The organism is Adhaeribacter rhizoryzae, from assembly GCF_008629685.1.
GTDB lineage: Bacteria > Bacteroidota > Bacteroidia > Cytophagales > Hymenobacteraceae > Adhaeribacter > Adhaeribacter rhizoryzae.
On the sequence record NZ_VWSF01000017.1, the window covers coordinates 37348 to 59708 of the forward strand.

Genomic DNA, 22361 nt, shown 5'->3' on the forward strand with positions numbered 1-22361 from the left:
TTATATAAAATAAAAAAACCTGGTTTATAGCTTTATAAACCAGGTTTTTTTATTGCACTTAGAAAAAGGTATTTCTATAATATTCTTATTTTTTCTGCTGCGACAGGAATGTGATTAAAGAGGCAAATTCTTCGTAAGACAAGGAGTTTGCCAAACCGGCCGGCATCATAGATGTTTCCAATTCTTTGCGGGAAGCAATTTCGTTGGTTTTTACTGTAAATACCTGACCGGCAATATTCCGCATTACAATTTTATCGGCGGTTTCTTCCGACACAAACCCCATAATGCTCTGGCCCTTTTTGGTGTTTACCAGTACCGAGGCAAAGCCCTGCGAAATAGAAGCATTGGGTTTCAGGATAGATTCGGCAATTTGTTCGCGGTTCATGATAGAGCCAATCTGGCCCATAAACGGACCTTTCTGGGTTTCGCTGCGGCTTAAGCTATGGCAGGCAATACAGCCTTGCTGGGCAAAAAGGGCTTTGCCTTTTATTGGATCGCCTTTTATTTTAGCCATCGCCAGCATTACGTCTTCAATCGAAGATTTTCCAATCTGGCCTTTCTGATTCCGGATTTTTTCCAGATCCACTTTTACTTCTTCGGTGGTAGCCACGGTTTCTTCGCCGCCAAATTCAACTATGCCCATGCGATTACGGCCATTCAGTTCGGCAAAAAACTCTTTACCACTGGCATCAGCTTTCTGCCATTCGTCTTTCAGTAATTTTTGAATTTTCGGCGAAGCTTCCCAGGCAATAGGTTTGTAGTAAGGGCCGCGGGTATCGGGCCGGGTACTCCACCACCACGAACCATCGTAAGGCGCTTCTTTCTGGTACAACCGCGATAACGTAGTCAGAATTTCTTTTTTCAGGTTTTCGTCCTGGGCTTGCTGGTACGCGGCAATTAAACCATCTACTGCTTTGGTGTCGTGCATGTAGCGCAAAGCCCACAAGGCTAATTTAGAATTTTCGGTGCCAATGGCTTTAACGCTGGCATCTACAGCATTCAGGTCTACTAAGGCCCGTACGGCAACGTGCGCCGGAATAATAGCCGCATTGGGCGTTGCGTGCGGACCTTCGGTACCTTTTGCCGGAGCTTTATGGTTGGCGGGTACAGTTGTTTGCAGTAAAGCCGGGGCTACTTCCGGGCGACCCAAGCGGCCTAAACCAACTATGGCGGCTACCTGTACTCTGGGGGAGGCATCTTTCAAGCCCAGCATAAAGGGCTCGGTGGGTACATTCTTCAGGTTGGTTTTGCGGTCGGTGAGGGCACGTAAAGCAAATTCCCGCACATCTGCTTCGGCGGTAAGTTTGGTTAGGTTTTTAACACCACTTTCGCCGGCAGCCTGGGCGTAGGTAAATATGCCCGCTACCCGAACTTCTAACGGTTGCTTTTTATCAGCGGCAATTTGCCAGGCGGCTTTCGCAGCTTTTTTAGAGGAGCGGGAAATAAATTCCTGCTGCGCGTGTAAACGAGCTACGGCGCTTGGCGATTTTAACAAAGAAATTAATTCTTTATCAGAAGCTTTTTTCAGGTTAGGGAAAGCTTTATACTGCCAGTTTTTAGGCACGGCCCGCACTACAAAGCCTTTGCCGGGGTTACCAGAGTAGCCCGCACCATCCCAGGCAGCCATATACATCCGGCCGGAACCATCCACGTCTAAATCGGTAATCTGGGGCAATTTAATAAATTCTTCTTCTTTTTGGGTGAAGCCGGCGCCCGTAGGCGTTACCCGGTGAATATATAGCTGGCTACGGCCCCAGTCGGCCATCATAGGCACTTTGTTGTATTTTTCGGGCCAGGTAGGCTCATCCATAAAAAGTGAGCCGGTGCCGGAACCACCACCCAAATCTATCAGGGCCGGAATAATTTCGTCGGTAAAGTTTTTAAATAATACCGGGTAGCCGTATTCGCCGGATTGCACCTGGTGGCTAAAACGAATGTTCCAGCCGCCACCGTCATTGGTATTGCCCCGGGTAAAAATATTCATGTAAGGGTCTATGGCCACATCGTAAATATTACGCATGCCATGGGTATAAACTTCCATTTCGGTGCCATCGGGCCGAACGCGTACAATGCCGCCGCCCAGCATGGTCATTTTTTTACCGCTACGATCTACCGCATCATGAAAACCAAAGTCGCCAACGGCAATGTAAATCCAGCCGTCAATTCCCATCCGGATGCCATTGGTAGCATGGTCGGTACCGCGGCTTTGCAGAAATTTAGGCGAGCTGATATTTTGAATAAGCGGTTTAGAAGGGCCATCGGCTACGCCGTCCTGGTTTTTATCTTCAAAAACTACCAAATCCATGCCCGATGCAATGCCGGTTTCTTTAGAGAAGGTAGTGTGTAATACAAATAGCTGGTCGCCGAGCGAAATAATACCCCGCGGGTTATCTACCTGGGCAAAAGTAGTATGCGCATCTACTTTTCCATCGTTATTTTTATCAATCAGTTTTACAATGCTGCCTTTGCCGGGTTTTTTACCTAAAGAGCCCATCATGTCAACCCCCACATAAACTTCGCCGGTAGGGGCCACGGCCAAACAGGCAGGGCTTGGCGTCAGGTCCGGACCAGCAAAATTGGTAATATCTAATTCAGTGGAACCATCGGCAGTTAAAGCCGGAGCAATAATTTTTGCGTTTTTGACTGGCGCTTTCGGGTTAGCTGCTTCCGTCAGTTCGGTTTTTTTGCCTAAGCCAAACAGAATGAAAAAAACGTAAAACAAACTCAAAGAAATCTTTAACATTATGTATTATATATTAAAAAGTATTATTTCTCTACTAGCTTGCAAATTAATTAAATAGCCTTAAATATTTACAGAAAGTTTTAAGTATATTAAAAATTACACTTATAATTAAAACTGCCATTTATTCTGCTGACTGTAATGCCGGTGTGTAGTTCTTTTTTACCAAATCTATGGTGTTTAGCAAACCGTTGTAGTAAGGGTCGTGGGCCAGTTGCCAGAACATGATGCCGCCCAAACGATTATCCATTACGTATTTGGTTTTTAATTCCAGAGAGCGCTTATCGTCGTAAGTAAAAAATAATTTCTTTTCCGGATGGTAAAGATAAGGTGCCTGGGCGATATTATCCCAGTGGTAAACAAAACCGCTGTCGGGCGCCAATTGGGTAGGTATATTTTTAAAGTTTATGGTAGTTTTAAATTGGCCCGGTTGGTACAAGCCATTATTTACGTTGGGTACGTTTTCGAAAACCCGGCCGTAAAAAGCAGCGCCCACAATTAGTTTTTCGGCCGGAACTCCCGCTTTTAATAAATATTTAACCGCAAAATCTGTTGAGTTTTCTTGTTGTGGCGTTGAATATAAAGGTGTATGGTGACCGGTGGTTTTGGAATAGCCGCTGATTAAATCGTAGGTCATCAGGTTTACATAATCTACCTGTTGCATCACTTTCTTCCAGTCCACAGCTTCTTCTAAAAATTGCCGGAAGCCGCCCGCCGCAAAACTTAACTCGTATTGGGTGCCTATTTTCCGTAATTCCTGCACCAGGCGGGTAAAATTCTTTTTATCGTGCGGCCCATATTTATGCCCTGTAAAACCCGGTATAGTAGGATATTCCCAATCCAAATCCAGACCATCGGTGCCAAAATATTGGTGGTGGGCTTTTATAGATTGGGCAAATTCCTGCCGGCCTTTTTTGGTTGCAAAAACAATGGAGCAGGTTTCGCAGCCTCCCCAGCCACCTAACGATAATATTATTTTAAGTTGCGGATTCTTCTTTTTTAGCAAAACCATTTTCTGAATAATAGCCGTGTCGCGGGCAGTGCGTACTTTAAATTTATTGCCGTCCAGCCGGCCTAAACAGAAAATCAGATGCGTTACCTGGTTAACATCATAAATATCTAATCCTTCAACTCCTCCTGCATAATAAGCCAAAACTTTCATTTTATTAGGAGGCTGAGAAAACCCCGGAATAATTGTTAAGCAGAGCAGGAAGGCAACTAAAAGCTTAAGTATAAGCAATTTTGCTTTCATATTATTTTTGATTTTAACTTAAACTTGGGCCGGTTTATCACAAAAAGTATAGCTATTTTATTAATAAATAATATTGTAATTACCAGCTTTAATAAGCGCTGCTACTGTCCCGGATTAATTTTTATCTGTTTAATAAAGAATATTAACCCGGAGAAAAGTACGATTATTGGCGAAACAATGATTAATTACCGGTTTAAAAATATTGGGCTGTTGTCCTTTATATGGAAGGCAGGCAATAGTTTCTGATTCTTTTCTATATATTTAAAATGGTTTTTACGCCCATAATTATTTTACCAGAAATCTAGTTTTGGTCTGTTAACCAAGAATAATCTTATTTCAGAAAAGTGATTTATTTAAAATTAGAAAGTAATATTTAATTAAAGCTGTTGTAAATATTAAAAACTACACAAAGTTATTATGAAGAAAATTATTGCCTTGTTGTGTTTAGCCTTAATAGTAACGTTTGGGGTAACCGCCACTTTTGCCCAAAAAGGAAAGCCGTTGTTTCCGCAAGCGCCAGGGATGCAAACTTATACCTTCCGGAACAGTATGAAGGTAGATGTAGCGGCCACCCTCGATTCTATTAAAAGCCTGGGAATAACTGTACTCGAAAGCAGCACTAACCCTAATGGCCTTACCCCGGAAGCCTTCCGGAAGTTACTCGATGCGCGCGGTATGACTAGTCCGTCGGTAGGAGCTGGCTACGAAGAGTTGGTAAAAGACCCGGCAGAAGTAGCGCGTAAAGCAAAAATTATTGGTGCTTCTTACGTTATGACGGCCTGGATACCGCATCAAAAAGAGTTTACGCTGGCCGATGCGCAGAAAGCCGTAGCTGATTTTAACCGGGCTGGTAAAATATTAAAGGAGAATGGTATAACCTTTTGCTACCATACCCACGGTTACGAATTTATTCCGTACCAAAACGGTACCCTCTTCGATTACATGGTTAAAAACACCAACCCGGAATACGTTTCGTTCGAGATGGATATTTTATGGGTGTTTCACGGGGGCGGCGACCCGGCTAAGTTGCTGTTAAAATATCCGAACCGTTGGAAACTGATGCACCTGAAAGATTTGCGCAAAGGGGTTAAAGGCGACCATACCGGTGGCACTTCTACCGATAACGATGTTGCTTTGGGAACCGGCCAACTGGATTTACCGGCCATTTTAAAAGCAGCTAAAAAAGTGGGTGTAAAATATTACTTTATCGAAGACGAAAGCCCGAAGTTCCGGCAGCAGGTACCGCAAACCATGGCTTACCTCAAAAGTTTAAAAGAGTAGTATGCAATAATATGGCGTAGAGCGCTCTTGTTCGTAACTTTAAGATAAAATAACAAATCTTTAATATTTAATATTTAAAAAAAAGCTCCTGTCAAATATATTTTTGCCAGGAGCTTTTTTTAACCCCCTTAAACGCCTGTAACGAAATACCGCAACAGTTTTAGGATATTAACTCATAGCTATAATTAATTTCTTTAAACATATTATTTAATTATTCCTATAATGTAACTCAATATTTAAAGAAAGGGTTGTTAAGTTGCCCATGGTTTAGTTAATTGCAATTTAAAGTGTTTTCAGATTTAGTTTCTATTATAATTATTTACCACCACACATGCTTAAAACCGACTCCCCTAACTCCACTAAATTGCCATCAGAAACCGATTTAACCGAAGACAAATCCAAAATAACTAATTATCGCTGGGTCATTTGCGCCCTTTTGTTTTTTGCTACCACCATCAACTACATCGACCGGCAAGTTATTGGTTTACTGAAACCAACGCTGGAAAAGCAGTTTAACTGGACCGAAGTAGACTACGGCAATATTGTAATGATTTTTGCTGGTTGTTATGCTTTGGGCTACGTTATTTTCGGCAACTTTATCGATAAAATTGGCACCAAAATGGGCTACGGCATTTCGGTTGTGGTTTGGAGTATTGCTGCCATGTTGCACGCCGCCGTTAAAAGCACTTTTGGTTTTGGTGTAGTACGCGGTTTATTAGGCTTGGCCGAAGCCGGTAACTTTCCGGCGGCCGTAAAAGCAGTAGCTGAGTGGTTCCCGAAAAAAGAACGGGCATTGGCCACCGGTATTTTTAACTCCGGTACCAGTATTGGGGCAGTGGCGGCGCCGCTGTTAGTGCCTTGGTTGTTAAGCGCTTACGGCTGGCAAGAAGCTTTTATTATTACGGGTGCCATAGGTTTTATCTGGTTAATTTTCTGGTGGTTATTATACGAAATTCCATCGCGCCACAAAAAAATCAGTCCGCAGGAGTATGCCCACATTCACAGCGATAACGAACCGGCCGATGCCGAAGGTGCGGCTAAAGTTAAATGGAGCCGCCTGCTGGGTATTAAACAAACCTGGGTTTTTATAGTTGGTAAATTGCTCACCGACCCTATTTGGTGGTTTTTCCTTTTCTGGCTGCCTTCTTACTTTGCCACTACCTTTAGCCTCGACCTGACAAAACCAAGCATCCATTTGGCTATTGTGTATTCGGCTACTACCCTGGGCAGCATTGGCGGCGGGTATTTATCTTCTTATTTAATTAAAAAAGGCTGGCCTATTTTAAAAGCCCGTAAAACCACGTTACTAATTGTGGCTTTTGCGGTGTTACCCATTATGTTGGCGCAGCAAGCCCCTAATATTTGGGTAGCAGTAGGTATTATTAGTTTAGCGGCTGCGGCGCACCAGGCCTGGAGTGCCAATATTTTTACCATTGTTTCGGATATTATTCCCAAACGCGCGGTTAGTTCGGTGGTAGGTATTGGCGGGATGGCCGGTTCTATTGGGTCTACGTTGTTCCCGTTGCTGGTGGGCTCTTTACTCGAATATTACAAAAGCGCCGGCAATATTGGCGCTGGTTACAATATTCTGTTTATTATTTGCGGTTGTGCGTATTTCCTAGCCTGGATTATTATTCAGCTCCTGACAGCCCGCATGAAACCGGTTGAACTCTAAATTATCCACCATTAATACCAAACTTAATTGTTATCATGAATTTAAGATTATTACTTTTTGCCGGGTTGTTGCTTTTTAGTTTTTCGGTATCGGCTCAAAGGAAAAGTGCCGGCAAATGGCAAAGTTTATTTAACGGCAAAGATTTAAAAGGCTGGAAACAGCTCAACGGCAAAGCCCGTTACGAAGTGAAAAACGGCGAAATTATTGGCACAACTGTTAAAGGTGAACCCAATTCTTTTTTAGTTACCGAAAAAGAATACGGCGATTTTATTCTGGAACTGGAACTGAAACTGGACCAGCCCATGAATTCGGGCATTCAGTTCCGGAGTTTAAGCAACCCGGCTTACATGAATGGCCGCGTACACGGTTACCAGATGGAAGTTGACCCCAGCGACCGCGCCTGGAGCGGCGGTATTTACGACGAAGCTCGCCGGGGCTGGTTATACACACTCGAAACCAATCCGGCGGCCAAAACAGCTTTTAACAAAACCGACTGGAACAAATATCGCCTGGAATGTATTGGTAATACTATCCGGACCTGGGTAAATGGCCAGCCCGTAGCCCATTTACTCGATGCCGAAACCGCCAAAGGCTTTATTGCTTTACAGGTACACTCTATTGGCAGAGAACAAAAAACCGACGGCCAATCTATCCGGTGGCGCAATATTCGTATTCAAACTACCAACCTGAAAGCCAGCCCGCCGGCAGATATTCCGGTGGTAAATAATTTGCCTAACGTATTAACCGAGCAGGAAAAGAAAGACGGCTATACTTTGTTATGGGATGGCAAAACCACTAATGGCTGGCGCGGGGCGCACAAAACCGAATTTCCGAAACAAGGCTGGGAAATTAAAGACGGCGTACTGAGTGTGCTAAAATCGGATGGCGGCGAATCGACGAACGGTGGCGATATTGTAACTGAAAAAGAATACGGCGCTTTTGAGTTAAAATTTGATTTTAAACTAACGCCCGGTGCCAACAGCGGCCTCAAATATTTTGTAACCGAATCCGAAAAAAGCAAAGGCTCGGCTATTGGTCTGGAATTCCAGCTCCTCGACGACGAAAAACACCCGGATGCCAAAATGGGTGCTGCCGGCAACCGTACCTTGGGTTCTTTGTACGATTTAATTCCGTCGCTTAAAACCCCGCAGGCCCGCCGGCCCATTGGCCAGTGGAACACCGCTATTTTAAAAGTGTTTCCGGACGGCAAAGTAGAGCATTGGTTAAACGGCCAGAAAGTAACTGAATATACCCGCGGTACCCCCATTTACCAAGCGCTGGTAGCCCGCAGCAAATACAAAGACTACCCTAATTTTGGCATGGCGCCTAAAGGCAGAATTTTGCTGCAGGACCACGGCGATCTGGTTTCTTTCCGGAGCTTAAAAATAAAGGAGCTGAATTAATTTAATATTTCTGCTGTTAAAATTTAGATGAAAAAAATATATTATCCCTTTCTGTTACTGCTGCTTACAGGTATTTTATTTTATTGTAAGTCTAACAAAACGCTGAGCGGGCAAGCCGCTGATACCACGCCAACTGCGAACGATAAACTGACCAATGCGCAGGTAGATTTAAACGCCTCGCCGTTTGTGTCGGCATCCGACGCCATAAAAATGATGCAGGTAGAAGATGGGTTTGAAGTAAAATTGGTAGCTTCCGAGCCCTTAATCAGTACGCCGGTAGCCATAACCTTCGACAATAATAACCGGATTTGGGCCGTGGAAATGATTGGCTACATGCCCGATACCGTGGGTACCGGCGAAGATATTCCCAATGGTAAAATTGTAATTCTGGAAGACAAAAATAAAGACGGTGTAGCCGATGAACGTAAAGTTTTCCTGGATTCGCTGGTGTTGCCCCGGGCCATTTGCCTGATAGAAGATGGTATTTTAGTGGCTGAACCGCCGCGCCTGTGGTATTACAAAATTAAAAACGACAAGCCGGTACAAAAAATATTGGTAGACGAAAAATATACCGAAGGCGGTAACGTAGAGCACCAGCCCAATGGTTTGCTGCGCGCCATGGATAACTGGATTTACAATGCCAAATCGAGTAAGCGTTACCGCAAGCGGGGTGATAAATGGGAAATTGAACGCACGCACTTCAGAGGGCAGTGGGGTATTAGCCAGGATAATTACGGCCGTTTGTTTTACAACACCAACTCCGAAAATTTATTAGGCGATTATTTCGCGCCAGGTTTAGGTGCCAATAACAAAAACCAACGCGGTGTAGCCGGCTTTAACCGGAAAATTGTAGCTGATAATAAAGTTTATCCGCTTCGCCCAACGCCGGGTGTAAACCGCGGGTATATGGCCGGTGTTTTAGACGAAAGCCTGCGCCTGACTAACTTTACCGCCGCCTGCGGACCCTTGGTTTACCGCGGCGATTTATTTGGTTCGGCCTACGCCGGCAATATTTTTGTAGCCGAACCTTCGGCCAATTTAATTAAACGGAATATTGTTTCGGAAGCCGGTTACGTCATAAACGGTCAGCAAGCTTACCAGAACCGCGAATTTATCTCCAGCCTGGATGAACGTTTCCGGCCGGTAAGTTTGTATAATTCGCCCGAAGGTGCGTTGTACGTGGTAGATATGTACCGGGGTATTATTCAGCACGAAACTTACTTAACCACTTACTTGAAAAAAGAAATTGGAAAGCGCCAGTTAACCCAGCCTTTAAGCGCCGGCCGTATTTACAAAGTAGTACCCAAAAACAAGAAAACAGCCGCTGTTACCGTGCCGCAGAACCCGGAGCAACTGGTAAAATTATTGGGTCATGCCAACGGTTGGGTACGCGATAATGCCCAGCAAACGCTTATAGATGGCAAATTTACTCAGGCTATTCCGGCCCTGCGGCAGATTGTAAAAGACAAGAAGAACCAGTTGCAGGCGATACACGCCCTCTGGACCTTAGAAGGTTTAGGTGCGCTGCAAACCGATGAAGTATTAGCTTTATTAAATAACCCGGCCTGGCCGTTGCGGATGCAGGCACTAAGCGCCTTACCATCTGTGCTAAATAAAAGCAATTACGCGCAAGTAACTTCGGTGCTAACCCAAATGCTGGAAACCGATACGCTGGCGGCACCTTATATTGCCTTTATTACCAATAATATTCAGCCTCTCGATAAAACGGCCGCTAATAATTTGTTACGCCAGGTGGTAAAAAAATACCCCAATAACCCGTACGTAGCCGATGCTGTAATCAGCAATTTGCAGGACCAGGAAGAAACTCTTGGCAAAGAACTGGCTTCACTGGCATCCGGACCCGACCTGGCTATTAATAAACAAATGGGCCGCATTGTTACCAGTATTCGGAATACCCGTGCTAACCGCAATCCGGATATGCTGCGGAAAGAATTTCCGAAAGGCGCAGCTATGTTTAATGCTACCTGCCAGACTTGCCACGGACCAGACGGTAATGGTGTTAATGCCTTAGGGCCGCCATTAAATGGCTCGGAATATGTAACCGGCAGAAAGGACAGGTTAATTTCGGTGGTATTATTTGGTTTAACTGGTCCGGTTACCGTAAAAGGCCACGTTTACAAAGCCCCGGAGATTAACGGCGATATGCCCGGCATTGGCTACAACAAAGATTTACCCAACGAAGATATTGCGGAGTTGCTGAGCTTTATTCGTAAATCGTGGCAAAATAATGCCGATAAGGTAAGCGCCGAGGATGTAACCAAAGTTCGCACGCAATTAAAAGGCCGCCAGAAAGCCTTTACCGAGGCCGAACTCAACAGAATGTAAGGAATATACTTTTATAATTGGAAGGCTCAGATTTTTATTTAAATCTGAGCCTTCTTTGTAATAACTTAATTTATGGATCTGGGATTAAAAGACAAAGTAATTATTGTAACGGGTGGTGCCAAGGGTATTGGCGAAGGTATTGTAAAAGTACTGGCCGCCGAAGGCGCAATTCCGGTAATAATTGGCCGGAATGAAGAAGATAATTTAGCTACTGTAGCCGCGGTAAATGAGGCTGGCGGGCAAGCCGCCCAGGTTGTAGCCGAACTCACCGACCCAACGGCCAACCAGGCAGCCGTTGCTGTAGTTTTAAATCAATTTGGCCGGATTGACGGACTGGTAAATAATGCCGGGGTAAACGATGGGGTGGGACTGGAAAAAGGTAGTTACGAAGGATTTATGGCTTCGCTGCACAAAAATCTGGTACATTATTACCTGATGGCGCATTACGCACTCCCATCCTTAAAAGAAAGCAAAGGCAGCATTGTAAATATTGGCTCCAAAACCGCCGAAACCGGCCAGGGCGGCACTTCGGCCTACGCCGCCGCCAATGGTGGGCGCAATGCCCTCACGCGCGAATGGGCCGTTGAATTATTGCCTTACAACATTCGGGTAAATGCCATTATAGTAGCCGAAGCCTGGACGCCGTTGTACGCAAACTGGATTAAAACTTTCGACGATCCAGAAACCAAGCTAAAATGCATTACCGAAAAAATTCCGCTGGAAAAACGCATGACCACTACCGAAGAAATTGCCAATATGGTCGCCTTTTTACTGTCACCAAAATCCAGCCATACTACCGGCCAGCTTATTCACGTAGATGGCGGTTACGTCCACCTCGATCGGGCCTTGAATTAATCCTTAGAGCGCTAATCTTTTTAATAGCTACTTAATAGAAACAAAAAGAGGTCTGAATTAATTATTCAGACCTCTTTTTATTAGGAATTAGCGTGTAATAACTCAGAAGTGATACCAACTTATACCAAATAGTAAATATGTTGTTCCATAGCTGCCTAGCAAATGGCTTTCCTCCACACCCAGTCATTCTGTTAAGAATCTTGTGCATGAGTTGGATAAACAGGTAATAAACCTCGTCTGGAATTTACCTGTAACGCCATCTAAGCAGAAGGTTCCTGCGGAATGACAGGAATGGCTACAATGAGGTAAGTTCTCGCTATGGGAGGCTTTTTATTCTATTTGGTATTGCCTATTACTTTCTTGTCCATAGAGTTAAAATATTGAAAAGAGGACAAAATTATCCCTGGATGAAACAGGAAAACAAACCGTAAGTTGGTATGAGATTATAAAAGTACCTAAAAGGCTTGTTTGTTTTAATTTACTAGTGCCGGAGCGCCTGTAAGTAGTGGAACTGCTAGGCCTAATGGCAAACCCGGTTCAGATAAGCAAATGCCAAAATCTTCGAACAGCCCTGAAAGGGCGAAATAAATCAGCGATGGGTAGAGCCCATCGGATTATATACGCATCCAGAACATAGCCCTGAATGGGCAAAATAATATTTTTTAGTCTCTATCCACTAGCGTTAGTGCATTTACGGCTTACTTTAAGGCCACTGTGGTGGATAGAACCAGGCCCTGAATATTCTGGGTTAACTGCTTCATCCGGTAAATGCGTTCGGCGCGGCTGTCTTCGCGTTGATCGGGTGGGCAGGCAAGATCGGCTTCATAAGAAATAACTTCGAAGCCTAAGTGGTGTGCCAGGCCAAACACATAAGGCCGCCAGCCCCAGCCAATATCTTCCTGCACCAGGTTTAAGTAAGGAGCCAGCTCGCGGCGCATCAGGAAAGGACCGTACGTGTAATCAACGGCAGGACCAATTATTTCGGTGCAGCACGCGTTTATGGTAGTTTCGGTGGTTCTTTGGAAAGCCGGGAAAGTGGCAAATCCGGTAGCCGAACGGGAGGCCAGTACAACGCCAGTTGATTCAGCGGTTGGGGCTTGGGAAAGAAAATCCGGTAAAAAATCCCGGAAGAAAATAAGCTTATCCGGTTCGGTGTAAAGAATAAAAGGCGCTTTGGTTTCGGTGGCGGCTAATACACTGGTACGCGCCTGCGCCCATACTCCTTTACCGGTGGGGGTTAATATTTTAAACTGAGGAAAAGTTCTCAGAAAATCCAGGAAACTGCTATTAGAACCACCATCGGTAATAAAAACCGGAATTCCAAAAGTAGCCAGTTGGGAGAAAGATGCTCGTAATAATTTTTCTTCCTGCGCATCGCGCACCCACGAAATAGTAGCAATAGCAACGTTTGTTTTATGCATGTTAGGGTTAAAGGTTCGGGAATATTAATTAAAGAAACTATGGTTAATTATAATTACAAGAATAAAAAATTAGGCAAAAAATAACAGGTAAATATTTGCCACCTCTGCCCCTCCTAAAACAGGAGGGGAGCTTCCGGCATTATTATTTGTAGAAGTGTAAGGAAGAAATTATTTTAACTTAAAAATTTATATTAAAATATTGATAATTAATATTTTAATATAAATTATAGTTTAAACTAATTTCGTTCTTAATACTTACTTTAATTTATCTGGCTACTTAATATTCAGCCAAGAAAATTATTTCCGCTCGACACCCACGCGTTTGTCGTTGATAAATACCGGGTGAATCATGTTTTGGAAAGAATACACTTCGTCCCATTTGGCTTGCGTTAGCAGTTGTTGTTCCAGCACCACTATCTGATGAATAGATTTGCCGGTAGCTAGGGCTTCTTTGGCTATAGCAGCAGAGGTTTCGTAACCCACAATGGGGTTTAGGGCCGTAACAATACCAATACTGCGCATTACCATTTCGCGGCAGCCTTCTACGTTGGCTTTAATGCCATCTACGCAACGGGTGCGCAAGGTAGTAGCGGCATTGGTCAGGTAATTAATGGAGGTAAATAAGCTAAAAGCAATAACCGGTTCCATTACATTTAACTGCAATTGCCCGGCTTCGGCAGCCATGGTTACGGTAGCATCGGCGCCAATTACGTAAAAAGCGGTTTGGTTTACCACTTCCGGAATTACCGGGTTTACTTTGCCCGGCATAATAGAAGAGCCCGGCTGCATGGGCGGCAAAAATATTTCGTTAAATCCGGTGCGCGGGCCCGACGAGAGCAAACGCAAGTCGTTGCAAATTTTAGAAAGTTTAACCGCACTGCGTTTTAAAGCAGCCGAAACCTGAACAAATATACCGGTATCGGAAGTAGCCTCAATTAAATCGGCGGCGAGGATAAAAGGTAAGCCAGTAAGTTCGGCCAAATATTTGGTGCAAAGCTCCGGATAACCTTCGGGCGCATTAATACGGGTACCAATGGCCGTGCCGCCCATGTTGCATTCCAGCAGCATGGTTTGGGCTTGTTTTAGTTGCCTGAGTTCGTCGCCGAGCGTAGTAGCAAAACCCTGAAATTCCTGACCCAAAGTCATAGGAACGGCGTCTTGCAACTGGGTGCGGCCCATTTTTATTACTTCTTTAAATTCTACGCCTTTGTTGGCGAACGAAGCTTGCAGGGCCAGGAGCGCTTCCTGGTAAAAATCCAGTTTCCGGTACAGCGCCAGCATCAGGGCGGTGGGGTATACGTCGTTGGTAGATTGCGAAAAGTTAACGTGGTTGTTGGGGTGCAAATATTCGTATTGCCCTTTCTGGTGGCCTAAATATTCGAGGCCAATATTGGCAATTACTTCGTTGGCATTCATGTTTACCGAAGTACCCGCGCCGCCCTGAATTAAATCGGTTAAAAACTGGTCCTGGTATTCGCCGGCAATTAATTTGTCGCAGGCATACACAATGGCTTCAACTATTTTGGGATCTATTACACCGCAATCGCGGTTGGCCAGGGCAGCGGCTTTTTTCACGTAGCCCAAGGCTTTAATAAACAAGGGTTCGGTGGCATTGGTTATGCCGGTAATATTAAAATTTTCCAGCGCCCGCATGGTTTGCACGCCATAGTAGGCATTATTCGGAATTTCTTTGGTGCCCAGAAAATCGTGTTCAATTCTAAAAGAAGGTTGCATGCGGCAGATATTTATATAGGCTAATTTTATAAACAGGACATTCAGCTAAATACCCGCTTTGCGGCAACTTTGTTTTAATTCCGGTAAAATTGTTGAAGTGCTAAACCGATAAGCACCTAAAATAAGCAGCCTTAAAAATATTCAAGAAACTGGTTTCTACCGGTTCATCGAAAAAACAGTATCTATCTGGTGCTGGTGCAGAAAAGTTAAAAATTGTTGTTGCAGGGCTTTGCGGGTTTGTTCTTGTTCTTTCCGGTCGCTTAGCCGCACTTTATATTTATTATTATTGCGTAAAAGCTGCAAATGTTGTTTTCGTTGGAAGCGTTGGGTGGTAGCCGAATCTGATTTTATTCTTTCGATGCGCCGCTTATTGTTGCCGAATAAAACACTGAGCACGTTTACATCCATGTTTAATTGGGCGGGGCCGCCCATGGTATAAGAACCGCTCAGTTCAAAAGCTGTTAAGTTGCTGTTTAGTTTTAAACCGGGCGTAATAAACTCGTAATCCTGCATTACAAAATTGGTGGTGGCATCCTCGAAGTATAAATGGTTGGTGCGTTCTTTCCGTAAAAAACGCAGGGCATTTTGAATAGGAGCCACCTGTATTAGCTCCATTTTCCGAAAAGAGGCTTTGGCGTAAGCTATTGTTCCTGCAAAGCTAGGCGAAAACGTTTTATCCAGTTGGGTATACACCATTAAGTTACAATCGGCGGTGCCTTTTATGCTTTGGCTGCTTAGTACGTCCAGCTTCATCGATTCGGCAAAAGCGAAAACCTGTTGCAGGTTAATATTATTTACCTGCGACCGTAGCCGCACCGGAAAACTGCCTCCGGCACCATCCAGGCGCATCTCGCCGCGCGCACTTATTTTTCCGTTGAAAGCTTGTAAGTTTAACCGCGTTAGCCGGGCCCGGTTCTTATTCAGGTTAGCCTCCAGCAGCAGGTTGGTGCCTTTTAAATATAAATATTCTACTTGTTTGGCGCGCACCTGCAAGTTTAACCAATAATTTTTTTCCCGCAGGGTATTCAGGTTTTCCTGGTTACGTTTGGTTTGGGCTTTGGCCGATACTGCATTTTGGGGTTGGTCTTGCTCGTTTAAAGAAGCTAAATCGAGCATAAATTCCTGTAAATTAAGCTTATTGTACTGCAATTTTACGTTTAAGTAAGGCCGGCTAATGCCGGCAGTAATTAAATTAAAACCGCCATTTGCCGAAGCTTTGCCGCCCCCGGTGGTAATAAAGTGCATCTGTGTTAATTTTACCTGGTGGTTTAGTTGGTTTACCTGAACCGTTAAATTTTTAATTTTTTCGCCACCAGGCAAATTAACATTGGCTACCCGCAAGTTTACCTGCGTTTGGGTGTTTTCCCAGGGGTTTTTGCGGTACCGGCCCATATATTTATCTAGTTGTTTTTTTTGCACCAGATGAATTGTGGGTAATGCCGATTCATTATTTGTTACTTCAGGAGTACTAATATTTTGGTTTAGCTGCGTTGCTGTTGCTGTACCAGTTGAAATTTGTAAGTGGGCTGGTTTAGTTAGTAAAATATTGCCTGAATTTCCGGGTTCCTGGTAAGCCAGTAAATTATCGGGCAGCCACTCGGTATCCAGGTGCTCGGCGTAAATATCCGCACTAGCTTTAATAAAGCCTGGTTCGTTAAACAAATAAGAAAAATAATTTTGAATAGAGGCCTGCATTTTAAAGGGTCGGCCACCGAGGGTACCGCTTAAATTTTGCAGTTGCAGCAGTTTGCCCGTAAATGCTAAGCGGCTGTTTACCTGGCGGCAATTTACTTTTAAACCAAATGGCCGAAAACCGGCATTCTGTAATTGCAAAATACCGTTGCCCAGCCAGTCGGAGCTGGTATTTTGTAAAGTGTCCGGAATATTGCCGCTGAAACTTAATTTACCCGAAACAACCCCGCCCGATATATGGGTAAAAGGCAAATTTATAAAGCCGGCCATATCGGTTAAAGCTATTTTCCCTTCACCTTCTACTTTAAAAGTGGGTTTGGTAAAATCCGATACTTGTAAGCCTAATTTAATATTTCCTTCGTCAGTATTAGCCGAAAAATGGGAGATGGTAAATTGGCTGGTTTGTAACGAATGCGCCTGGCCGTTGTTCATTTCGCCGGTTATTTGCACCGCCCGAATATTTTTTTTACTAGCCGGCAAATAAAATTCTCCGTTCTTTAACTTAAAAGCAATGCTGTTGTGGGGGCGTTGCATGGGGCCGCTGTCGCCGGTTAGTTGCAGTACAAAATGTAATTTGCTCTTAGTGCTAAAGTGGTTTAAAAACGGTTGCGCCTGCGGAGGTAATAATTGCCGGAATAAATATACCAGGGGCTGATAACCCGCCACCTTTAAGTTTAACTTAGCCCCCGGACCGGAGGTAAGTTTGGTGTGCGTACCCGCAATAGAAATTTTATTATTGTTTACGAGGGCGTGGGTGTTGTAAAAAGTCCCGGTTTTCTGATTTAAAGCATAAACGTAATGCACGTTGGCAGTAAAAGTCTGGTTTCGGAAAAGGCTTAGTTTGTTATTTTTTATTTCTTTTATTTTTCCGTTTAAGTTGCCTTCTAAGCTTAATTTCTGGTTTCTTAACCGGGCCGAGAGGTTGGCTTGGGCTATATCTAAGGCAAAGGAGCTGTTTTTATATTTATTCTGGGTGATGATGCGGCCCTGCCGGATAGTTACCCGCGGAATAATAAAAGGAAATTTACTGCCGGTTGTATCTGAGTTGGCCCGTGGCTTAAACCGCAAACCAACTTTTTGGCCGCTGCTATCTACCCGCTGGTAAAAAAGTACCTCATCTAACTCTACCTGGTTAATTTTTATCCGGTGCAACCGCAACTGACCCAATGGTACAGCTACCGAAGCCCGCTTTACCCAAAATACCTGTACCGGATTTGTATGGCTGGTATCGAGCAACGAAATATTCTTAAACGAGAACGTAACATTCGGGAAATGCCGCCACACCGAAATACTGGTTTCGAAAGGCTGCAAAACTAAATCGGATTGCTCTGTAAACTTCTGCCGGAAATAATCAGCGGCGTTTTGCTGGTATACCCGCGACATGACTTCCAGCCCCGCCAGGCCCAGGCCCAGCAGCAACAGAATGCCAATTAATATTCTTTTAAAAAATTTAGAAAGATGCATGGGGTAAGGAGTACCGCTGTTTAAACGCACTTACCTAAATAACTAATATAATTAAATAAAGTTAGAGGCTATGAGGTTTTCTTTTTACAAAAGTTAAGTAGCATTTATTCTGTTTGAACGAGAGATTAAACCATAATTAACAGTAGCAGTTGTAAGTAGCGCAGGAAATTAGCTAGCAAAAAATAAAAAAAGCTTAAAATACTGTAACCCTAGAACAAGTTTGCCGTTAAAGATAAATGTAAGCTGAGACATTAGTTTTAGTAAACAAAAAGAAGCCAGACTTGAAACGTCTGGCTTTTTTTATGCGCTTAAATTAAGGGTTGTCTTAATCAACTTCGGGTTATCTGCCGCCCGGCGGGCAATATTGTTTTAAATAATTTGTAAACAAGGTGCCTAAATGCTTGGTGGTGCCTTCGCCTTCTGATATGCTGTGGGTCCGGTTGGGGTAGGGCATTACCTGAAATTGCTTGTTATATTTTATCAGCTCATCAATCAACAGTTCGGCGTTGTTATAATGCACGTTGTCGTCGCCGGTGCCATGTATGTAGAGCAAGTTGCCGCGCAGGTTTTTGGCGTAAGTGATAGGCGAACCTTTTACAAAATCTTCTAAATTTTCCTGGGGCAAACCCATGTAGCGTTCCTGATAAATATTATCGTAGGTGAGTTGGCTGCCCACGGCGGCTATAGAAATACCGGTTTTGTAAATTTGCGGGTACTGAAAAAGTAGGTTAAGTGTAGCTGAGCCGCCGCCGCTCCAGCCCCAAACCGCTACGCGCGACGAATCGGCGTAAGGCAGTTTTAATATTTCGCGGGCCGCCAGCGCCTGATCTTTAATATTTACAACCCCAATTTTGCGGTAAACACTTTTCCGCCAGGCGCGGCCTTTGGGTACGGGCGTACCCCGGTTATCGACGGATACATATAGGTAACCATCCTGGGCCATATTGCCCTGGTACAAATGATTATTGCCGGTGCCGTAGCTGTCTTTCACGGTTTGGCCCCAAGGCTCGGTATACACATAAAACACCACCGGATATTTTTTGGCCTGATCAAAGTTTTCGGGTTTTGCCATCCAGGCATCCATTTCTACGCCTTCGCTGGTTTTAACTTTAAAAAACTCCAGGTTAGGCTTGGCTTTACTTCCTTCTGTAATTGCTTGCGCCACGGCACTGGTTTTATCCAGGGGTTTATGGTCGGGCACCGATACCCATTCGGTAGTGGGCCGGGTGTAGTAGTTCGAGAATTTATGCCGGGCAAATTTAGCATCCGGCGAAAATTCGTATGCGTGGGTGCCGGGTTGCGAAGCTGGTGATACGCGCTCTAATTTGCCTTTGCCATCGAGGCGGGTGCGGTAGAGGTAAGCTTGCGTGGCATTTTCGGGCGAGGCCGTAAAATAAACAAAATTGCCCGGCTCGTCTATTTTTACAATTTCCATTACATCGTAGTTGCCACGGGTAATTAAGGTTTCTTTTTTGCCGTTGCGGCTTACGCGGTACAAATGACGCCAGCCATCTTTTTCACTCGCCCACAAAAAATCGCGACCGTTGTTCAGCCAGTCCCAGCCGCCATTGGTGTATTTCTGGTCCCAGGAAGGTAAAATATCTATCCAGGCTGCATCTTTTTCCTGATAAATTTGGTTAACGCGACCGCTGCCGGCCTGGCCAATAAACAACCGGCTCTCGTTTTGTTTGCGGTTTAATTGCTGCAAAATAATTTCGTCGGCGTTAGCGGCCCATTCCATCCGCGGCACATAATGTTGCCGGGGATCACCGGGAATTTGCAGCCAGGTAGTTTTGGTTGCGGCTACTTCTATTATCCCAATTTTGTAAGGCGAAGGCGCTTCGCCAGCTACCGGGTATTCTACGGGTTGCACTACGGGGTAAATAGAATCAGTGTGGTTAATCATCAGGTAATCTTTTACCTGCGTGGCATCTAGCTGCCAGAAAGCTATTTTTTTACTATCGGGGCTCCACCGAATACCGTTGCGACAGAAAAATTCTTCTTCGTAAGCCCAGTCGAAGGTGCCGTTAATTAGTTTGCGGGTGCCATCGGTGGTAAGTTGTTTGGTAGTTTTACTGGTTAAATCATCTACAAAAATATTGTGCTGGCTCACGTAAGCAACCTGGTTGCCATCCGGCGAAAATTGGGCAAACATCAGCGAAGCGGCCGGCTGTTTTGGGCCAATCTGTTGCAGGGTTTTCGTTGCCAGGTTATAAACCCAGTAATCGCCGCGCGTATCGAGCCGCCATACTTTTTGGGTATTGGTATAAATTAATATTTTTTGCTCATCGCCGGATAACGAAAAACTGCGGATACGCAACGGTTGCTTTTGGCCGGCGGGAACTAATTTTTCTTTGGCTACCAATAACTGTTTTTCGCGCGAGGGTAAGGTGAATTTTACAATATTGCCGGCTTCGTGCTGGGCAAAAGCATTACCGGTTTTTAGCCAGTACAAAGCGCCGCTGTTCTGAGCTTTAACCAGAAAAGCCGGTAAGCAAAGCTGAAACAAAAGCAACCCAATTAGTAAAGGTTTTAATCTCATAAAGTAAATTAATTTAAATATTTTATCGCCTTCGGTAGTAATCGAGAAAGGTAGTATGTTTTCCGGAAAAATAAAGAAACAGGATTGCGGTTAATATTTTAATATTTAATGGTTGGCCGCAACTAAGCCGAAGAATAATTTAAAATTCCTGAAAATTATTTAGGTAAAAAGCCGTAAACAAAGCCAGCACTAACAGCTTAACCTATGCACGATATCTCGGAATATATTTATGGCGAGGATTACGCCGAAAGAAATAAAGCTTTTGAAGAAGAAATGTTTAGGATAGAAGAACGGCACGCCGATTATTTTAAAAATCGCCCACCCGCAAATGAAACCGAGGAACACGACCGCTTACACAACCATTATGCTTTGCGCACTGCCAGCGGCCAGGTTTCCTTTACTTTTAACCAGGGCTCCGGTTTACCCGAAAATATTCGCGAGGAATGTAAACAAGCTTTCCACCGGGTTTGGAAGTACGAATAATTTAAAGAGTAATATTTTTCTTGCGCGGCGATAGTCGCCATGGCTGCGCAAGAAAAATATTATTCCTTCGGCAGTTCTATAAAAAAAGTTGAGCCCTGGTTTTCTTCGCTGGTAACCCAGATGCGGCCCTGGTGTAGTTCTACAATATTTTTAACAATACTTAATCCCAGGCCTACGGTTTCTTCGCCGCGCAAACCCGGCCGGCGCGCTTTGGTAAATTTATCGAAAACATAGGGCTGTAAGTCTTTGGGTATACCTATGCCATCGTCGTGCACCGAAAGCAAAACCGTATTTTCCCGTTCGAGCAAGGTAACGGTAATATTGCCGCCCTCGTGGGTAAATTTTAACGCGTTGGCAATTAAATTATGAATTACCTGCATCATCGTAACTTCATCGGCTACAATAAAAAGCGGGTCGTGCGACGAAATCAATTTAATATTTTTGCGGGCATTAAAATCGGCTTGCCGGAACATGGTTACGGAATTGTGGGTTTTAGCCAACAGGTTAAACCTGGTTTTTCGGACGGTAACCCCCGACGATTCTAAAAATTCATTATTTAATAATTCTTTAATCAGCGAAATACTTTTTTTACAAGTTTCCTGAATGTAACCCAAGGTTTCGTGCACCACTTCAGAATCTGCTTTTTCGCCTTCCAGCGAAGACGATAAACTCTGAATTAAAGCTAAGGGCCCGGCTAGTTCGTGCGAAAAACTGTGCAGGATGCTGTTTTTCCGTTCGCTAAATTTTAGTAAGGTATGGTGTTTGGCTTTTTTATCGGTTACATCTTCGGCAAAACCGGCTATGCTCCAGCTTTTGTCCGGATTATAAATAGCATAGGTTCTAACCGAAATCCATTTTTCCTGCTGGGCGTTAGATACTATCCGGAATTCACTTACTTGCTGCTCCCGCTTACTTATTCGGGTTAAGCTGTTGCGCACATATTCCTGATCTTCCGGATGAACTGTTTCCAGCAAAAGTGCCGGGTTATCCATAATATGCTGGCGGCTGCGGCCCCAAATTTCGTCGAAACTCGGGTTCAGGTACCTAATATTGTTGCGCTGAATATCATAAATAAAAAAAACCTGGTCGGTCTGTTCGGCAATTTGTTCCAGAATCTGCAGGCTTTCCTGGTTTTCGCTTAGGTTCATGGGCTTGGGGTTAAAACATAATAGTTTAAGCGTTGTTTACTTAAAGTTAGGTAATATTTAAGTAATCTAAAATAACCGATAGGCCACTCACATACGTTGCTGTGCCGGAGCAGGTTTAAGGCGGTTATCAGCCATTATTCCTCAGCTTTTAAAATATACCGGCTAAACGTTTACTTGTTTAAAACCAAAAAAATTATTATTCTGGATTTAGTAACTATTGCTTTTTACCAAAAACATTAAGTTCAGGCAAATAGCAAAATTATCCGCTTCGGTTGTAGTAATCTTCTGAAAAGTTAAAATTATTATCTCTACTTTTGATTTCTGT

At 44.1% G+C, this 22361-nt stretch carries 13 protein-coding genes; 6 read left to right on the forward strand and 7 right to left on the reverse strand.

The window, feature by feature from the left end; all coding sequences use genetic code 11:
* Nucleotides 1-85 precede the first annotated feature (85 nt).
* Both F0145_RS18550 and F0145_RS18555 read right to left on the reverse strand, forming a co-directional pair.
* Complete coding sequence (locus F0145_RS18550) at nt 86-2743, reverse strand: DUF7133 domain-containing protein (RefSeq protein ID WP_150090717.1); 2658 nt, start codon at nt 2741-2743, stop codon at nt 86-88.
* A 121-nt stretch (nt 2744-2864) separates the two neighbouring features.
* Nucleotides 2865-3902, reverse strand: a complete 1038-nt coding sequence (locus tag F0145_RS18555; RefSeq protein WP_223816145.1) for a glycoside hydrolase family 18 protein — start codon at nt 3900-3902, stop codon at nt 2865-2867.
* 507 nt (nt 3903-4409) lie between these two features.
* On the opposite strand from F0145_RS18555, the gene F0145_RS18560 reads away from it, so the two are divergent.
* The 5 genes from F0145_RS18560 to F0145_RS18580 all read left to right on the forward strand — a co-directional run bounded on the left by F0145_RS18560 (nt 4410) and on the right by F0145_RS18580 (nt 11552).
* Nucleotides 4410-5273, forward strand: a complete 864-nt coding sequence (locus F0145_RS18560; RefSeq protein WP_150090721.1) for a sugar phosphate isomerase/epimerase family protein — start codon at nt 4410-4412, stop codon at nt 5271-5273.
* Nucleotides 5274-5604: 331 nt separating this feature from the next.
* Nucleotides 5605-6948 (forward strand): MFS transporter, encoded by a 1344-nt coding sequence (locus F0145_RS18565; RefSeq protein WP_150090723.1) that lies wholly within the window; start codon nt 5605-5607, stop codon nt 6946-6948.
* A gap of 35 nt (nt 6949-6983) precedes the next feature.
* A complete protein-coding gene (locus tag F0145_RS18570; protein ID WP_150090725.1) occupies nt 6984-8351 on the forward strand; it encodes a 3-keto-disaccharide hydrolase in 1368 nt (455 codons plus the stop codon).
* Between the two features lie 27 nt (nt 8352-8378).
* On the forward strand, nt 8379-10697 hold the full coding sequence (locus tag F0145_RS18575; RefSeq protein WP_150090727.1) for a DUF7133 domain-containing protein: 2319 nt from the start codon (nt 8379-8381) through the stop codon (nt 10695-10697).
* A gap of 72 nt (nt 10698-10769) precedes the next feature.
* Entirely contained in the window at nt 10770-11552 is a 783-nt protein-coding gene (locus F0145_RS18580; protein WP_150090729.1) for an L-fucose dehydrogenase, read from the forward strand.
* 698 nt (nt 11553-12250) lie between these two features.
* Here the strand turns inward: F0145_RS18580 and F0145_RS18585 are convergent.
* The 4 genes from F0145_RS18585 to F0145_RS18600 all read right to left on the reverse strand — a co-directional run bounded on the left by F0145_RS18585 (nt 12251) and on the right by F0145_RS18600 (nt 20405).
* On the reverse strand, nt 12251-12973 hold the full coding sequence (locus F0145_RS18585; RefSeq protein WP_150090731.1) for a hypothetical protein: 723 nt from the start codon (nt 12971-12973) through the stop codon (nt 12251-12253).
* A gap of 297 nt (nt 12974-13270) precedes the next feature.
* On the reverse strand, nt 13271-14707 hold the full coding sequence (gene aspA / locus F0145_RS18590) for an aspartate ammonia-lyase (RefSeq protein WP_150090733.1): 1437 nt from the start codon (nt 14705-14707) through the stop codon (nt 13271-13273).
* Nucleotides 14708-14863: 156 nt separating this feature from the next.
* Nucleotides 14864-17893, reverse strand: coding sequence for an AsmA-like C-terminal region-containing protein (locus tag F0145_RS18595; protein WP_150090735.1), 3030 nt, complete (start codon nt 17891-17893; stop codon nt 14864-14866).
* Between the two features lie 310 nt (nt 17894-18203).
* Complete coding sequence (locus F0145_RS18600; RefSeq protein WP_150090737.1) at nt 18204-20405, reverse strand: S9 family peptidase; 2202 nt, start codon at nt 20403-20405, stop codon at nt 18204-18206.
* 204 nt (nt 20406-20609) lie between these two features.
* Between F0145_RS18600 and F0145_RS18605 the strand changes: the two genes are divergently transcribed.
* A complete protein-coding gene (locus tag F0145_RS18605) occupies nt 20610-20888 on the forward strand; it encodes a hypothetical protein (RefSeq protein WP_150090739.1) in 279 nt (92 codons plus the stop codon).
* 59 nt (nt 20889-20947) lie between these two features.
* On the opposite strand, the gene F0145_RS18610 is transcribed toward F0145_RS18605, so the two are convergent.
* Nucleotides 20948-22036 (reverse strand): PAS domain-containing sensor histidine kinase, encoded by a 1089-nt coding sequence (locus tag F0145_RS18610; RefSeq protein ID WP_150090741.1) that lies wholly within the window; start codon nt 22034-22036, stop codon nt 20948-20950.
* Nucleotides 22037-22361: the final 325 nt, after the last annotated feature.

Bases quoted from the DNA above. Each gene is read 5' to 3' on its own strand.
- F0145_RS18550 (WP_150090717.1), bottom strand. From the start codon at position 2,743: ATGTTAAAGATTTCTTTGAGTTTGTTTTACGTTTTTTTCATTCTGTTT.
- F0145_RS18555 (WP_223816145.1), bottom strand. From the start codon at position 3,902: ATGAAAGTTTTGGCTTATTATGCAGGAGGAGTTGAAGGATTAGATATT.
- F0145_RS18560 (WP_150090721.1), top strand. From the start codon at position 4,410: ATGAAGAAAATTATTGCCTTGTTGTGTTTAGCCTTAATAGTAACGTTT.
- F0145_RS18565 (WP_150090723.1), top strand. From the start codon at position 5,605: ATGCTTAAAACCGACTCCCCTAACTCCACTAAATTGCCATCAGAAACC.
- F0145_RS18570 (WP_150090725.1), top strand. From the start codon at position 6,984: ATGAATTTAAGATTATTACTTTTTGCCGGGTTGTTGCTTTTTAGTTTT.
- F0145_RS18575 (WP_150090727.1), top strand. From the start codon at position 8,379: ATGAAAAAAATATATTATCCCTTTCTGTTACTGCTGCTTACAGGTATT.
- F0145_RS18580 (WP_150090729.1), top strand. From the start codon at position 10,770: ATGGATCTGGGATTAAAAGACAAAGTAATTATTGTAACGGGTGGTGCC.
- F0145_RS18585 (WP_150090731.1), bottom strand. From the start codon at position 12,973: ATGCATAAAACAAACGTTGCTATTGCTACTATTTCGTGGGTGCGCGAT.
- aspA (WP_150090733.1), bottom strand. From the start codon at position 14,707: ATGCAACCTTCTTTTAGAATTGAACACGATTTTCTGGGCACCAAAGAA.
- F0145_RS18600 (WP_150090737.1), bottom strand. From the start codon at position 20,405: ATGAGATTAAAACCTTTACTAATTGGGTTGCTTTTGTTTCAGCTTTGC.
- F0145_RS18605 (WP_150090739.1), top strand. From the start codon at position 20,610: ATGCACGATATCTCGGAATATATTTATGGCGAGGATTACGCCGAAAGA.
- F0145_RS18610 (WP_150090741.1), bottom strand. From the start codon at position 22,036: ATGAACCTAAGCGAAAACCAGGAAAGCCTGCAGATTCTGGAACAAATT.